Below are 13,924 nucleotides of genomic sequence, written 5' to 3'. Positions count from 1 at the left end.
GGTTCGGGGGGTTTTACAGGTTCGTCGGCTACCTTGATCCTATGTCTGCGCAAAAACCACAGGCTAGAGGTGTGCTCGGTGCGGTCGGCGCTTTCGTCGGCATGTCCGCCGTGGCCGGTCTTCTGGTCACCGCCGCCGTCACCCCCGCCATCGCGGCGACCGGGATGGCCGCCAACAACAGCATCGGCGTGTTCGAGGGTCTCCCCGAGTACCTCGAGGTGGGCCAGCTCGCCCAGCCGACCACGATCTACGCGAAGACCGCCGATGGCGGCGACTACGCGATGGCGACCTTCTACTCGCAGAACCGCCTCCCCGTCGGCTTCTCGCAGATCTCGCAGGCCGCCAAGGACGCGGCCATCGCCGGTGAGGACCCGCGTTTCTACAGCCACGGAGGCGTCGACATCCAGGGCACGCTGCGCGGTGTCCTGTCGACCGTGTCCGGCGGCGGGGTGCAGGGCGGCTCCTCGATCACCCAGCAGTACGTGAAGAACGTGCTGCTGCAGAAGTGCGAGGCCATGCCCGTCAAGTCCGACGAGCAGAAGAAGGCGTACCAGACCTGCGTCGACGACTCGACCGGCGTCACCCCCGACCGCAAGGTCAAGGAGATGAAGTACGCCATCGGCATCGAGAAGAAGTACACCAAGGACGAGATCCTCCAGGGGTACCTCAACATCGCCGGGTTCGGCGGCTCGGTCTACGGCATCGAGGCGGCGGCGAAGTACTACTACAACACCACGGCCGCCGCTCTCACCCCGGCCCAGGCCGCGAGCCTCCTCGCGATCGTGAACGAGCCGACGACCCTCAAGATCGACAACCCGGACTCCGAGACGAACGGCGCCGCCAACGGCTACGCCAAGAACAAGGAGCGCCGCGACTACATCCTGCAGAAGATGTACCAGTACAAGAAGCTCACCAAGGCTCAGTACGACGAGGCGATCAAGACCCCGATCCAGCCGGTGATCACTCCCTCCACGCGCGGGTGCACCACGGCCGGAGGCGCGGCCTACTTCTGCGACTACGTGCAGAGGATCATCCAGAACGACCCGTCGTTCGGCAAGGACAAGGACTCCCGCACGGCCGCCTTCAACCGCGGCGGCTACAAGATCTACACGACCCTCGACCTCGACCTGCAGAAGGTCGCCGAGGACACGATCAGCTCCTACGTGCCCAAGACCTACTCGGTCGACATCGGTGGCGTCCTCGTTGGCGTGCAGCCGGGAACCGGCCGGGTGCTCTACATGGCACAGAACAAGAACTTCAGCGACGATCCGGACGTCCTGAACACGAGCAACGAGTACACGTCGGTCAATTACGCGACGGACCAGGACTACGGCGGCTCGAACGGCTTCCAGGTCGGCTCGACCTACAAGGTGTTCACGCTGGCCGAGTGGCTGAAGCAGGGCCACTCGCTGTACGAGTCGGTCAACGCGAACGTGCGCACGTACAACCAGTCCACCTTCACGGACTCCTGCAACGGACCCCACGAGGGCGCCCCGTGGCGGCCGACCAACGACTCCCCGGGCGAGGAGGGCTGGCGATCCGCCCAGAATGCGACCACGAACTCCATCAACACGGCGTTCGTCGCGATGGCGTCGGAGCTCGACCTGTGCGAGATCAAGAAGGACGCCGAGGCGTTCGGCGTGCACTCCGCGAACGGCGACCCGCTCGCCACGAACCCGGCCGCGATCCTCGGCACCAACAACATCGCGCCCCTGACGATGGCCACCGCCTTCGCGGGCATCGCCAACAACGGCATGACCTGCACGCCGATCGCCATCGACAAGATCGTCGGTGCGGACGGCAAGGAGGTGCCGGCTCCCGCCTCCAAGTGCACGCAGGCCATCGACCCGGCCGTGGCGAACACGATGGCGAAGGCGCTCCAGGGACCGGTCGAGAACGGCACCGCACAGGGAATGAACACCACCGGCGTCGACATGCTCGGAAAGACCGGCACCACCGACAACAACGAGCAGCTCTGGCTCGTCGCCGCGACGACGAAGGTCGCGGGCGCATACTGGGTCGGCAACATCACCGGTCACCAGGACATGCGTCGCATCTGGCCGACGCACGGCACCACGCCGGCGATCGCCCGCAAGGCGGTCATGCAGACGATGATGTCGTCCGCGGTCGGCAAGTACGGCGGCGACGACTTCCCGGCCGCACCCGACAAGCTGGTCCGCGGCGTCCAGGTGGCGATCCCGGACCTCACCGGCAAGACGCCGGCCGAGGCGCAGTCCATCCTCAAGGGCGTCGGCCTGCAGATGGCGGACGGCGGTCAGCAGGACTCCACCGCCCCCGCAGGCACCGTCTCCGGGACCGATCCGGCTCCCGGCACCTCGGTGGGCAAGGGCGCCGTCGTCACCGTGTTCACCAGCAACGGCTCGCTCGTCGCCGTGCCGAACGTGGTGAACCAGAAGCTGTCGGAGGCGCAGAAGGCGCTGACCGCGGCCGGCTTCGGCGTGAAGGTGAACGGTGGAGGCGGCCCGACGTCGACCGTGACCGCCCAGGATCCGGCCGGCGGCACGCCCGCCAAGGCGGGCACGCAGGTGACGCTCACGGTCACCGACCCGTCGGCCAAGCCCACGCCGGGCGCGAAAGACAACGGCAAGTGACACGCGGCTCCGGCCTCCGCCCGGTGGGCGCCGCTCTCGCGGTGCTCGCCGGGGCGGGCGCGGCGGCGTTCGCCTGGGGCTCGCTGATCGAGCGGCGTGCGTTCACGCTGCGCCGCGTGACCGCGCCGGTGCTCCCCGCCGGATCGGCGCCCATCCGGGTGCTGCACCTCTCCGATCTGCACATGGCGCCCTGGCAGCGCGACAAGCAGGAGTGGGTGCGCAGTCTGGCCCGGCTCCGGCCCGACCTCGTCGTCGACACCGGTGACAACCTGAGCCATGAGAACGGGCTGGAGGGCATCCGGGCGGCGCTCGACGTCTTCTGCGGGGTCCCGGGCGTCTTCGTGCACGGCTCGAACGACTACTTCGGACCGCAACTGAAGAACCCGCTGAAGTACTTCTCGGGACCGTCGACCAAGAAGGCGTCCACCGCTCCCCGACTCGACAACGCCGCGCTCACGGCGTACCTGAGAGAGCTGGGCTGGCTCGACCTCAACAACGCGGCGGGCGCGCTGGAGATCAACGGCACCCACCTGGAGCTGTTCGGCGTCAACGACCCGCACATCCACTACGACCGCGTCTCCGCCATCCCCGGCGCGCTCGACGAGCTGCGCGAGGACGACCCGTACAGCGACGACTCGACCTGGCCGACGGACAAGGCCCGCCCCGAGCGGCCGACGGTCACGCTGGGCGTCGTGCACGCCCCCTACCGACGTGTGCTCGACGCGTTCGTCACGTACGGCGCCGCCATGATCTTCGCCGGTCACACGCATGGCGGCCAGGTCTGCGTGCCGGGCTACGGCGCCCTGGTCACGAATTGCGACATCCCGCGCAAGCAGGTGAAGGGGCTGAGCGTCTGGCGGCACGCGTTCCGCTCGGCGTACCTCAACGTCTCGGCCGGCCTGGGCACGTCGATCTACGCACCGGTGCGCTTCGCGTGCCGGCCGGAGGCGACGCTGGTGACGCTGACGGCGGCCTGAGATGGTCATGAGCAGCTCGCGGCTCGTGTAGACTGGCTGAGGCCTTCGGGCCGATGGCCTTCGGGGTGTGGCGCAGCTTGGTAGCGCGCTTCGTTCGGGACGAAGAGGCCGCAGGTTCAAATCCTGTCACCCCGACCACGTGATGAATGCCGGAGCAGAACTGCTCCGGCATTCGTCGTTTCTGTACGGTCTCCTCAGCCGGCCTTCTCCTGCCGCGCCGCCTCGGCGAGCGCATCGCGGAAGGCGACGATCGCGGGATGCCGCAGGCGGCCGGTCCTGACCGCCGTGTAGAGCGTGCGGGTCGGCGCCCCGGGCAGCGGCAGCAGGCGGGCGTCACCGAGGTGCTGCGCGGCGATCAACTCGGGCAGGAACGCGACCGCGTGGCCCGTGCGCACGAGGTGGGCGTGCAGCAGCGGGTCCGGGCTCTCGAACCGCACCCGCGGCTCGAAGCCGGCCGCACGGCAGACCGCGAGCGCCCACCGGCCCAGTGCGGTGTCGATCGGGTCGAGCGTCCACGGGGCGTCGGCCAGCTGCTCCAGGCGCGTGGCGTCCGCGAACGGGCCGGATGAGGGATGCGCGAGCCGCAGCGTGTCCTCGACGAGGTCCGCGCGGTCGACGCCGTCGACGATGGCATCGGGGAAGCCGGGATACTCCTCGCCGAGGATCACGTCGAAGTCGTGCGCGAGCAGCCCGGCGTAGGCGGGCTCGACCTCCCGCTGGGTCACCTCGACCACGAGCTCGGGATGCGAGGCGGCCAGCATCGTGAGGGCGCGCGGGATCAGCGAGAGCACCACCGACGGGAAGGATGCCACCCGCAGCACGCCCTGCGTCGCCGGATGCGCGCCGGCGAGCTCGGACTCGGCCAGCTCCAGCCGCGCGAGAACGGCCTCCGTGTGCTCCACCAGGCGCTGCGCCTCGGCGGTGAGGCGGACGCCGCGGCCGACGTGCTCCAGCAGCGTCACACCGGCCTCGCGTTCGAGCTGCGCGAGTTGCTGCGAGATGGCGGAGGGCGTGTACGAGAGCGCGCGGGCGACGGCGGCCAGTGTGCCGAGCCGATGGAGCTCGCGCAGGATGCGGAGCCGCGAGACGGAGAGCATGTGCACCTGTCGTTTCATCAGATGTGCTGATGGGTTCTGATTGAAGACTGTAACTGGACTGAATGATAACGCGCCGTCAGGCTGGAAGCATGCCCCGCCTCCTCCCTCCCGTCCTCGCCGTGCTCGGCTCGTGCGTGTCCGTGCAGTTCGGCGCCGCCCTCGCGACGCCGCTGTTCGCGGAGCTGGGGTCATGGGGTGTCACCCTGCTGCGGCTGGCGCTCGCGGCCGTCATCCTGATCGCCATCGCCCGGCCCCGGTCGTGGCGCTGGCGGCGCGGGCAGTGGCGGGAGGTGGTCCCGTTCGGCATCGCGTTCGCCGGGATGAACGGGTTCTTCTACGCGTCGATCGCGCACATCCCGCTGGGGCCGGCGGTCGCCATCGAATTCCTCGGACCGCTCGGGCTGGCGGCGATCCTGTCGCGGCGCGGACGCGACCTGGTGTGGGTCGGCCTCGCGCTGGTCGGCGTCGGGCTGCTGGGCTTCGCCGGAGCAGGAGACGCGCTCGATCCGCTCGGGGTCGTGTTCGCCCTCGTCGCCGGCGCGTTCTGGGCGCTCTATGTGCTCACGGGCGCCCGGGTGGGACGGGCGGTGGACGGCATCGGCGGACTCGCGGTCGGGATGGCCGTGTCCGCGGTGGTGCTCCTGCCGATCGGACTGGAGGGCGCGCTCACGGTGGTCACGCGGCCGGAGCTGCTGCTCCCGGCCGCTGCCATGGCGGTGCTCGCCTCCGTGATCCCGTACACGCTCGAGCTGAGCGCGCTGCGCCGCCTGCCGGAGCGCGTGTTCGGCGTGCTGCTGGCACTGGAGCCGGCCGTGGCAACGCTCGCGGGCTGGTTGCTCCTCGGCCAGACCAGCGGCTGGCTGCGCCTCGCCGCGATCGCGCTGGTGATCGCGGCGAGCATCGGCTCGACGGTCACGGCGGCGACGAGGACGCGGGAGGCCGCGCCACGGGAGCCCGAGAAGGCGGTCGTCTAGAACCCCTCGCGCTCAGAACGCGCAGCGCTCAAAAGGCGTCGGGCCGCGCGAACTCCGCCGTCGCGTAGCGCGACTCCGGGTCGATGTGGGCGCGGACGAGCGGGAGCGTCCGCTGGACAGCGGTGTCGATGCGCAGCCGCAGGTCGTCGGAGGAGATCGCGTAGTCGGCGAAGTCGCCCTCGCTGGCGTAGATGCCGAGCGGCAGGGTCAGCGACTGGAAGAAGCCGAACAGCGGCCGCATCTGGTGCTCCACCAGCAGGGCGTGCCGGTCGCTGCCGCCGGTCGCGGTGAGCACGATCGGCTTGTCGATGAGGGCGTACTGCCCGATCTGGTCGAAGAACAGCTTGAACAGGCCGGTGTAGGTCGCGCGGTAGGCGGGCGACCCGACGATGACGATGTCGGCGCTCTCCACCGCCTCCAGCGCCTCCACCACCTGCGGGCTGAGCTGCGAGCGGAACGGCGCGGCGCCCAGGTCGGAGAGCAGCGGCGCGAGCTCGATGGTGCGGGCCGTGCCGCCCGTCGCGTCCGCGAACGTGCGCGTGACCTCGTCGACGAGGACCGTCGTGCGCGACGGCCGCGTCGGGCTGCCGCTCACGCCGACGACCGAGGGTGCGTATGCCATGCGGGGACCGCCTTCACTCACGGGGCTGGGATTGCGGCTACGCTACCCGCGCGCCTCGCGCACCGCCCCTGCCGGCGTCACACGCCGTCATGCGCCCGCTCGGGCGCGACCTCCCCCTCCCCCGCTCCGAACAGGTCGGCGACGACCTCCAGCGAGCGGATGCGGCCCTCGACCGTCGCCGCACCGGAGGAGATCATCAGCTCGTCGACCTCGGTGGAGGCGAGCAGGGCGTCGAGCCGGCGCTCCACCTCCTGCGGGGTGCCGATCGCCTGCCGCGCGTTGCGGGCGGCGATGAACTCCTCCTCGAGCGGGGTGAACTCGTAGGCGAGGGCCTCCTCCACGCTGACCGGCTCGGGCTTGAGGCCGCGCCGCATGCGCAGGAACGACAGCTGGCCGGGGAGGGACTGGGCACGCACGACCTCCGGGTCGTCGTCCGAGACGACGTTGACGGCGATCATGGTGTGCGGCTCGGCCAGCAGGTCGCTCGGCTCGAAGCGCTCGCGGTACAGCCGGAGGGCGGCCTCCGTGTTGTCTCCGGCGAAGTGGTGGGCGAACGCGAACGGGATGCCGAGCGCCGCCGCCACCTGCGCGCTGTAGCCGCTCGAGCCGAGCAGCCAGATCTGCGGCGGGTCGCCGAGACCGGGGACGGCGGTGATGCTGTGCATCGGGTTGGCGTCGCTCATGCCGCCGTAGAAGAAGCCGAACAGGTCGAGCAGCTGCTGCGGGAAGTCCTCGACGCCGAGCCCCTCCTCGCTGCGCCGGAGCGCCATCGCGGTCGCCCCGTCGGTGCCGGGGGCCCGCCCTATGCCGAGGTCGATGCGGTCGCCGTAGAGGGCGCGCAGGGTGCCGAACTGCTCCGCCACGACGAGCGGGGCGTGGTTCGGCAGCATCACGCCGCCGGACCCGACCCGGATGCGCTCGGTCGCTGCGGCCACACCCGCGATGAGCACGGCGGGCGCGCTGGAGGCGATGCCCGGCATCCCGTGGTGCTCGGCCACCCAGAAACGCTGGTAACCGAGCGCCTCGGCGGCCTGGGCCAGGCGGACCGTGCCCTGGACGGCATCGGCGTTGCTGCCCCCTGCGGGGCGGGAGGCGAGATCGAGGACGTTGAGGGGGATGCGGGAGGAGCTCACACAGAGGCCAACCGGGTGACCACGCGGCGGATTCCCGCGCGGACGCCCCGGCCCACGCGGCGCTGGTTCAGGAGGCTCGCATCCTGCGCACCCACGCGGCGATCGCGACCGTCAGCCCGCCCAGTGCGAGCAGCCCGCCGCCCACCCAGGCGGCCCACGCGGCGATCGTCGAGCCGGTGGCCGCGAGGCCCTGCGACCCGACGTCCGAGGCGGGGACGGCCGCGTCGTCGGGCAGCACGGTGAGAGAGACCGCGCAGGTGTGACCGCTCGCCTGGCCGTGACCGACGATCGAATACACGCCGGTCGCGTCGGCGGGAAGCGTCACCGCCAGCACGTCGCTGCCGTCGCTCTCGGCCTGCTTGGTGAACGTGACAGTGCTCGTCGCTGCGAGCCGGATGCTCGCGCCGTCCTCTCCGGTGGCCGTCCAGGCGACCTCCTCGCTCGACGCCCAGGTTCCTGGCCTGCAGATCACCCGAGCGGTGTCCCCGGACTGCACGACGCTCAGGTCGAGCTTGCACGGAGTGCCGTCCGTGTAGTTCTCGGCGTTGGCGGCGGCGGGCGCTGCGACGAGCAAGGCCGCGGTCACGGCCATCGCCGCCAGGACTTTCTTGGTCACCAGGAGCTTCGTGAACATCGGGGGCCTCCCGCCGTCCGTTATTGACTAATCCTCATTTTATCCCTTGGAGCAGTCGACGGCAATCGCCCCTACAGGAGGAGCCACCCCCACATCGGGGGTCGAGCCGTCGCCGGGCAGGGTCGGCGTGGTCTGCACCGTCACGCCGGTGCCCTTCTGGCCAACGCCGAGGAAGAAGATGTCGAACGTCTTGGACTGCCCGGGCGCGAGCAGCGACGTGACCAGCGAGACAGGCCGCGAGCGATCCGTGCCGGACACGACCGAGCCGGACAGCCTCCCATCGCTCAGTGTCGAGGCCAGCAGCCCGCCCTCCGGACCGTAGACGGCGACGCGGGTCACGATGGACCCGGGGGCGACGCCGTTCCAGCCGCCGCCGGTGACGTAGGCCGGCAGGGTGGCGCCGGCATCCGCCGGAGCGCGATTGGTGAGTGTCACGCGCACCTGGATCGTCGGCGTGCCGTCCGCCCGGCACACGGCGGCTCCGGCGGAGACGCTCGTGGCGAGGTAGTAGTCCATCTTGGCGCCGGTGGCGTCGTTGAAGTAGACGCCCACCCCGGCCGTCGACGCGGTGGAGGTGGGCAGCCCGCCCGCGAGGGAGGTGGCCGCGAGCCGGGCCTGCTCCGCGGGGTGGGCGCTCCACAGCAGCAGGCGACCGGAGGCGCCGGAGGCGGCGAGCGCGCGGACGAGACCCGCGCCGTCGACGGCTTCTCCGGCCGCACCCTGTCCCGTCATCCGCGCGAAGACCGCCGCGGCGGCGGAGGCGAAGAAGGCGTCCTGCTGGGCGGGCTCGGCGTAGTGCGCGTACACGCTGCTGAGCAGGAGCGGGACGGCCGTTCCGGCCTCCAGCTTCTCCCCCGTCGGCAGCATCACCGGGCCGGTGGCGCCCAGCACCGCGCTGAGCACGACCGGGTCGAGGGCGACCACGCCGTCGACCGTGCCGCCGTGCGAGCGCGTCCACATCGCCGAGACGGTCGATGCCGCGAGCGGGAAGTCGGGCGTGAGGTTGGCATCCTGCAGGTAGCGGCCGATCAGCGGCCCGAACAGCCCCTGCGTCGCGTCCGGCACGGCAGACACCGGTTCCGGCCACGGACCGATCGACGAGCCGGAGGCCTGGGCGACCAGCGAGACGGCTCCCGCGTCGGCGCGCACGAGCGCGATCGAGCCGATCAGCCCGCCGGTCGAACGCAGCTCGGCGGGGTTCTGCGCGACGAGGAGGTACTGCCGTGGGCCGTCCGCGCCGAGCATCGGCGGCAGGAGGCGCGCACTCGTGGCGACAGCATCGATCGCCGGCCGCGTCTGCGTGAAGAAGTCGCGCAGCCGCGTGACGCCGGAGGCGACGGGCTCCAGCGTCGCACCCGTGTCGACGCCGCGGACGCTGCGCTCGGCGTCGGCGAAGGCGCGCTGCGCCTTCTCGGCCGCCGGCTGGGCCGCGATGAGCGGTGCCAGGTCGACCTTGCCGCCCGTGATCGACAGGGTGCGCGGGTCGGCCGAGCGGGCGACGCCGAGCAGCGGTTGGACGACCTGCGCGGAGACGGTCTGCGCCGCCTCCGCCGCGACCCGCACGGCCGCGAGGTTGGGGCCCGCCCAGGGCACGACCTCCGCCGCACGCCAGACGGGGTCGCCGGTCAGGGAGGCCGCGGCATCGGTGTGCCGGCGCAGGTCGGCGGCCGCAGCCTGCGCGCGCCCGATGTCGCCGTCGAGCACCGCGGCCTTGACGGCCTGTGCCGCGGGGAGGGCGGCGGTCAGCTCACCGCGCGCGAGCACGCCGCGCAGGCCGATCCAGCCCACGATCGCGGCCACGGCGAGCACCAGGAGGACCGCCACGAGCGTCCCCCAGCGTTGCCGGCGACGGCGGGGAGGCTCGGGTTCCCGCGCCGGCGCGGGCGCATCTTCCTGGGTGAGACCGATCGCCATGAGGACAAAGGTAACAAATCCTCACTTTTGACGCCCTCCCCCGCGCGGGGGTCAGGGCAGGCCGCGCCTCAGGTGAAGTCGGGGTCGGGCTCGCTCTCGTAGACCGCGGCGGCCTCCACGGGCCAGCGTCGGCGGCCGTTGTTGAGCACGCCGCGGCTCTCCTGCAGGTAGCAGGTGCCGCACAGCGACTCGTAGCTCACCGAGGCGCCGTCGATGGCGACCTGGTCGCCGTCGAAGACGAAGACGTCGTCGATCTTGCGCGCGTTGAAGATCGCCTTGCGGCCGCAGCGGCAGATGGTCTTGAGCTCTTCGAGGCTGTGCGCGACCTCCAGCAGCCGGCGGCTGCCCGGGAAGGCGACCGTCTGGAAGTCGGTGCGGATGCCGTAGGCGAGCACCGGGATGCCCTCGAGCAGCGCGATCCGCAGCAGGTCGTCGACCTGGGCCTCGGTCAGGAACTGGGCCTCGTCCACCAGGAGGGCGCTGACGTCGGTGCCGAAGCGCTTGATCGTCCGCTCACGGTGCTGCTGGAACCTGCCGTACGCATCGGTCTCCGGCGAGATCAGGAAGTCGACCTGCCGCTGCACGCCCAGCCGGGAGAGGATGCCGAGGTCGCCCTTGGTGTCGATCGACGGCTTCGCGAGCAGCACCCGGTGGCCGCGCTCCTCGTAGTTGTAGGCCGCCTGCAGCATGGCCGTGCTCTTGCCGCTGTTCATCGCCCCATAGCGGAAATACAGTTTTGCCACGCAACGATCCTATGCGGGCGGCGGCGCTGCGCGGCTCAGGTCAGGTAGCCGTCTTCGGCGGCCCGGCGGATCAGGTCGGCGCGCGAACTCGTCGGGCGCCCCGCCTTGCCGTACTTCTCGCGCACCCGGCGCAGGTACGTCTTGGCCGTCTCGTACTGCACGTTCATCGCCTGCGCGACCTCCGAGGTCGTGCGTCCGTCCGCGTAGAGCACCAGCGCCTGCCGCTCGCCGTCGCTGAGCCGGGGCCGCGTGGTCTCCGGCACGGCCGGACGCGGGCGCCATACGGGCGCTGGAGCCGGCGTGCGGGCCGAGGTCTGTCCCATCGCCGCATGGGCGGCGGCGATCAGCTCGGTCATCGGCTGGGCCTTGGTGACGTAGGCGACGGCGCCGGCGGCCATCGCCGCGTCGCGGTCCTCCTGCGTGTCGACCGCGCTCAGCACCACCACCTTCGCGCCGGCCGCGCGGCAGGTGCGCACGCGCGCGCCGATGCTGACGGATTCGCGCAGCTGGAGATCCATGATCACGAGATCGGTCGGGAACGCGTCGCTGTGCACCAGCTCCAACCAGCTGCCGGCTCGCAGCACGAGGTCGAACTCGGGGGCGTTCCGCTCGATCCACGACGCCAGGCTGTCGAGCAGGATCTCGTGATCGTCGAGGATGGCCAGCCGGATGGCCGGCGCGGAAGGCTCTGTCGTCGTGAGGCTCGTGTCGCTGGTGCTGCTCATGGTGTGCTCCCAGCGTAGGCGAAGCGGACCACCAGGTCGTCGCCGCGCTGGGCGAGGCGTGCGTCGAACGACACCGAGCGCAGCGCACCGACGAACGGGACGAGCTCCCGACGCACCTCCCGCGACGGCTGCTCGACGCGCGCCGTCAGCACGAACTGCGGCTGCTCGGGGCGCGAGACCGCGACGCGCAGGCTTCCGGTGTCGAGCCCCGGCAGCGCCGCGACGGTGGCCACGAGCGCGCCGACGATCGCCCGCTGCTCCTCGGTCAGCGCCCGGTCGAGCCGGTCGGGGTCGTCGACCCGCGAACCGACGGTCGGCGGCGCTCCCCGGCGCGCGGCCAGCGCCAGCATGATCGTGTCGTCCAGCCAGGTGCGCTCGACGGCGGCGACGGAGACCGTGCGGACGACCTCCGCCAGGCGCCCGGCGGTGGCCCGGTCGGCGGCGGTCACCTCACCGGCGGCGAGCAGCCCGGCGAGGAAGGGGACGGCTGCGACGTTGAGCGCGGTGATCCGCTCCTGCTCGATCATGCGGCGCGCGGTCTGACGCTGCTCGGCCTCCAGCCGGGCCTGGCCGGCGCGGGCGAGCTGGCGCCAGCGCAGGGTCTCGCCCGTCATCGTCCACGCGTATCCGGCGCCGGCGCAGGCGAGCGCGATGACCGGCGTCGCGGCGACGGAGGCGTAGACGAGCCGGTCCGTGGCGATGATCAGCGACGGCGCTTGGAGGGCCGCGAGCGTCCCGAGGACCGCCGCGCTCAGCACGGCCGCGCCCAGCACCTCCAGCACCGGCCGGTACAGCGGCATGATGGCGAGCAGGAGGGCGACCGCGACCTGGCCCCAGTCGTCCTGGATGCGCTCGTTGCGCCCCCACACCGCTGCGTCGAAAAGGCAGGCGCCACCCAGGACGACGGCGAGCACCGCGGCATGCGTCCATCGGCCGAACAGTGGGGCGCCTGGGCGCGCGCGGACGGCCGCCGCCGTCACCCCGAGGACAAGCAGCACGACCGCCGCCCCGGCGAGCGCCGGGTCGCGCAACTGGTCGCGGTGGGTCAGCGTCGAGAAGAGGGCGTACCCGACGGCCAGGAGGCCGACGAGCGGCAGCAACAGCCACGCCGACTGCGCGCCGAGCGGGTCGAGCCGCTGCGGTGTGCGCTCGACGGGGGCGGAGCGGAGGCGCACCAGCGTCTCCGGCGCCAGCCCTGTCGTCCGTGCCGCCGTCATGCGGCCCCTCCTGCACGCTCGGGCGGCGGGCAGGGCACGATCATGATGACGGTCGTCCCGACATCCTCGCTGGAGTAGATGGTCACCGAGCCGCCCACGCGCGCGATGCGGTCGTCCACCGACTGGCGCAGCCCGAGCCTGTCCGCCCCCGTGCCGCCGGAGGGGAAGCCGCGGCCGGCGTCCACGACCATCACCGAGACCGCGTCGCCGTCGGCCGAGAGCGCGACCTCGGCCGTGGCGCTGCCGGAGTGCCGCAGCACGTTGACGAGGCACTGCCGGACGGCGAGCCCGACCGCCCGCTGCGCCGCGGCATCCAGCCGGCCGATCACGCGGCGGTCACCGGAGACGTCGACCGCGAGGCCCTCGTCGCGGGCGGCCTCGATGGCGCGGTGGAGCTCGCTGTCGTACCAGGGGCCGTCAGCGGTGTGCGGCCCGTCGGCACCGGCCGGGCTGGTGGGCCCGCTCGTCGACTCCGCGCCGGGCGCCCGCTCCTCCGGAAGCACCTCCGCGGCCGCCAGGGCTCCGAGCCCGTGCAGGTCGGTGTCGATCCGCTGCCGGAGCCGGTCGGGAAGGGGGCCCTCCTGTGTGGCCGCGACGGCCAGAAGGTCGCTGAGCACGGTGTCATGGGTGTCGGCGGCGAGGTCGGCGATCGCCTCCCTGCGCAGGTCCACCAGCCGCGCGTCGCGGACGGCGCGGTGGAGGGCCGACTGGGGCCGTGCACGCACCCCGCGTGTGAGGCCGTCGTACGCGAGCACACCCACCAGCAGCAGGTAGGCGCCCAGCGACGCGGCCTCCGGCACGAAGGTGCGACCGCTCGTCTGTGCCGCGAGCACCACGGCGGCTTCGGCGAGTGCGAAGCCGAGCGTGGCCCACAGGATTCCGGCGAGCGTCCCCGCGCCGGTGCCGCCGACGAGCGTCATCGCGACGACAGGCAGCGCGACCACGAACAACTGGGTATCCCGGTACGACGGGTTCGCGGCCAGCAAGGCGACCGTGTAGAAGTAGGTGCACACCGCGCCGACGAGGAGGTACGCGACCGTCAGCCCGGTCGTCCGTCCGCGGGCGAGGAGGGCGAGCAGGGCGACCATCGGCACGAGCGTGAGCAGCGTGATCCAGGAGGAGGCGCCGCCTCCCCCGCGCAGAGCGGCCACGGCGATGTTGAACACCGCGGCGCCCAGGCAGACCAGCCCGGCCCAGCGGGCTGCCGTCGCGATGGCGCGCGCGTTCGCACTGCGTGACAGGTGACTCGGAAGGCCGAGCGACACGCGGCCTCCCT

Annotated in this window: 12 protein-coding genes and 1 tRNA gene; 4 read left to right on the top strand and 9 right to left on the bottom strand. The window is 72.0% G+C overall.

From position 1 onward, the window contains the following. Positions 1-71: 71 nt before the first annotated feature. From P5G50_RS07595 to P5G50_RS07585, 3 genes are all read left to right on the top strand, one after another. Positions 72-2,612, top strand: coding sequence for a transglycosylase domain-containing protein (locus P5G50_RS07595; RefSeq protein ID WP_301211302.1), 2,541 nt, complete (start codon positions 72-74; stop codon positions 2,610-2,612). Next, positions 2,609-3,589: a metallophosphoesterase gene (locus tag P5G50_RS07590; protein WP_301211304.1), complete on the top strand. Its 981-nt coding sequence runs from the start codon at positions 2,609-2,611 to the stop codon at positions 3,587-3,589. The genes P5G50_RS07595 and P5G50_RS07590 overlap by 4 nt, the downstream gene beginning before the upstream one ends. A 61-nt stretch (positions 3,590-3,650) precedes the next feature. Then, positions 3,651-3,727: transfer RNA gene (locus P5G50_RS07585), tRNA-Pro, on the top strand. 56 nt (positions 3,728-3,783) lie between these two features. Here P5G50_RS07585 and P5G50_RS07580 read toward each other — a convergent pair. After that, entirely contained in the window at positions 3,784-4,686 is a 903-nt protein-coding gene (locus P5G50_RS07580) for a LysR family transcriptional regulator (protein WP_301230646.1), read from the bottom strand. Between the two features lie 89 nt (positions 4,687-4,775). Here P5G50_RS07580 and P5G50_RS07575 point away from each other — a divergent pair, with 89 nt between their 5' ends. Continuing rightward, entirely contained in the window at positions 4,776-5,660 is an 885-nt protein-coding gene (locus P5G50_RS07575; protein WP_301211308.1) for an EamA family transporter, read from the top strand. A gap of 28 nt (positions 5,661-5,688) precedes the next feature. Here P5G50_RS07575 and msuE read toward each other — a convergent pair whose 3' ends face one another. From msuE to P5G50_RS07535, 8 genes are all read right to left on the bottom strand, one after another. Beyond that, on the bottom strand, positions 5,689-6,282 hold the full coding sequence (msuE, locus tag P5G50_RS07570; protein WP_301211311.1) for an FMN reductase: 594 nt from the start codon (positions 6,280-6,282) through the stop codon (positions 5,689-5,691). Positions 6,283-6,359: 77 nt separating this feature from the next. Then, complete coding sequence (locus P5G50_RS07565; protein WP_301211313.1) at positions 6,360-7,415, bottom strand: LLM class flavin-dependent oxidoreductase; 1,056 nt, start codon at positions 7,413-7,415, stop codon at positions 6,360-6,362. A gap of 67 nt (positions 7,416-7,482) precedes the next feature. Beyond that, the gene (locus P5G50_RS07560; protein WP_301211314.1) at positions 7,483-8,031 is read right to left on the bottom strand and encodes a hypothetical protein; all 549 of its coding nucleotides are present in this window, start codon (positions 8,029-8,031) and stop codon (positions 7,483-7,485) included. A gap of 57 nt (positions 8,032-8,088) precedes the next feature. Then, entirely contained in the window at positions 8,089-9,873 is a 1,785-nt protein-coding gene (locus tag P5G50_RS07555) for a DUF4012 domain-containing protein (RefSeq protein ID WP_301211316.1), read from the bottom strand. A 158-nt stretch (positions 9,874-10,031) separates the two neighbouring features. After that, positions 10,032-10,706: a thymidine kinase gene (locus tag P5G50_RS07550; RefSeq protein WP_301211317.1), complete on the bottom strand. Its 675-nt coding sequence runs from the start codon at positions 10,704-10,706 to the stop codon at positions 10,032-10,034. Between the two features lie 35 nt (positions 10,707-10,741). Further along, the gene (locus P5G50_RS07545; RefSeq protein ID WP_301211319.1) at positions 10,742-11,431 is read right to left on the bottom strand and encodes a response regulator transcription factor; all 690 of its coding nucleotides are present in this window, start codon (positions 11,429-11,431) and stop codon (positions 10,742-10,744) included. Then, on the bottom strand, positions 11,428-12,648 hold the full coding sequence (locus P5G50_RS07540) for a hypothetical protein (RefSeq protein WP_301211321.1): 1,221 nt from the start codon (positions 12,646-12,648) through the stop codon (positions 11,428-11,430). The genes P5G50_RS07545 and P5G50_RS07540 overlap by 4 nt, the downstream gene beginning before the upstream one ends. Beyond that, on the bottom strand, positions 12,645-13,913 hold the full coding sequence (locus tag P5G50_RS07535) for a sensor histidine kinase (RefSeq protein ID WP_301211323.1): 1,269 nt from the start codon (positions 13,911-13,913) through the stop codon (positions 12,645-12,647). The genes P5G50_RS07540 and P5G50_RS07535 overlap by 4 nt, the downstream gene beginning before the upstream one ends. Positions 13,914-13,924 lie beyond the last annotated feature (11 nt).

It is taken from the genome of Leifsonia williamsii (assembly GCF_030433685.1).
In the GTDB taxonomy this organism is placed as follows: domain Bacteria; phylum Actinomycetota; class Actinomycetes; order Actinomycetales; family Microbacteriaceae; genus Leifsonia; species Leifsonia williamsii.
The sequence above is the reverse complement of the archived record's forward strand: the minus strand, read 5'-3'. Positions and strand labels throughout refer to the sequence as shown.

Coding starts and splice junctions, on each gene's coding strand:
- P5G50_RS07580 (WP_301230646.1), bottom strand. CDS start 4,686: ATGCTCTCCGTCTCGCGGCTCCGCATCCTGCGCGAGCTCCATCGGCTC.
- P5G50_RS07575 (WP_301211308.1), top strand. CDS start 4,776: ATGCCCCGCCTCCTCCCTCCCGTCCTCGCCGTGCTCGGCTCGTGCGTG.
- msuE (WP_301211311.1), bottom strand. CDS start 6,282: ATGGCATACGCACCCTCGGTCGTCGGCGTGAGCGGCAGCCCGACGCGG.
- P5G50_RS07545 (WP_301211319.1), bottom strand. CDS start 11,431: ATGAGCAGCACCAGCGACACGAGCCTCACGACGACAGAGCCTTCCGCG.
- P5G50_RS07540 (WP_301211321.1), bottom strand. CDS start 12,648: ATGACGGCGGCACGGACGACAGGGCTGGCGCCGGAGACGCTGGTGCGC.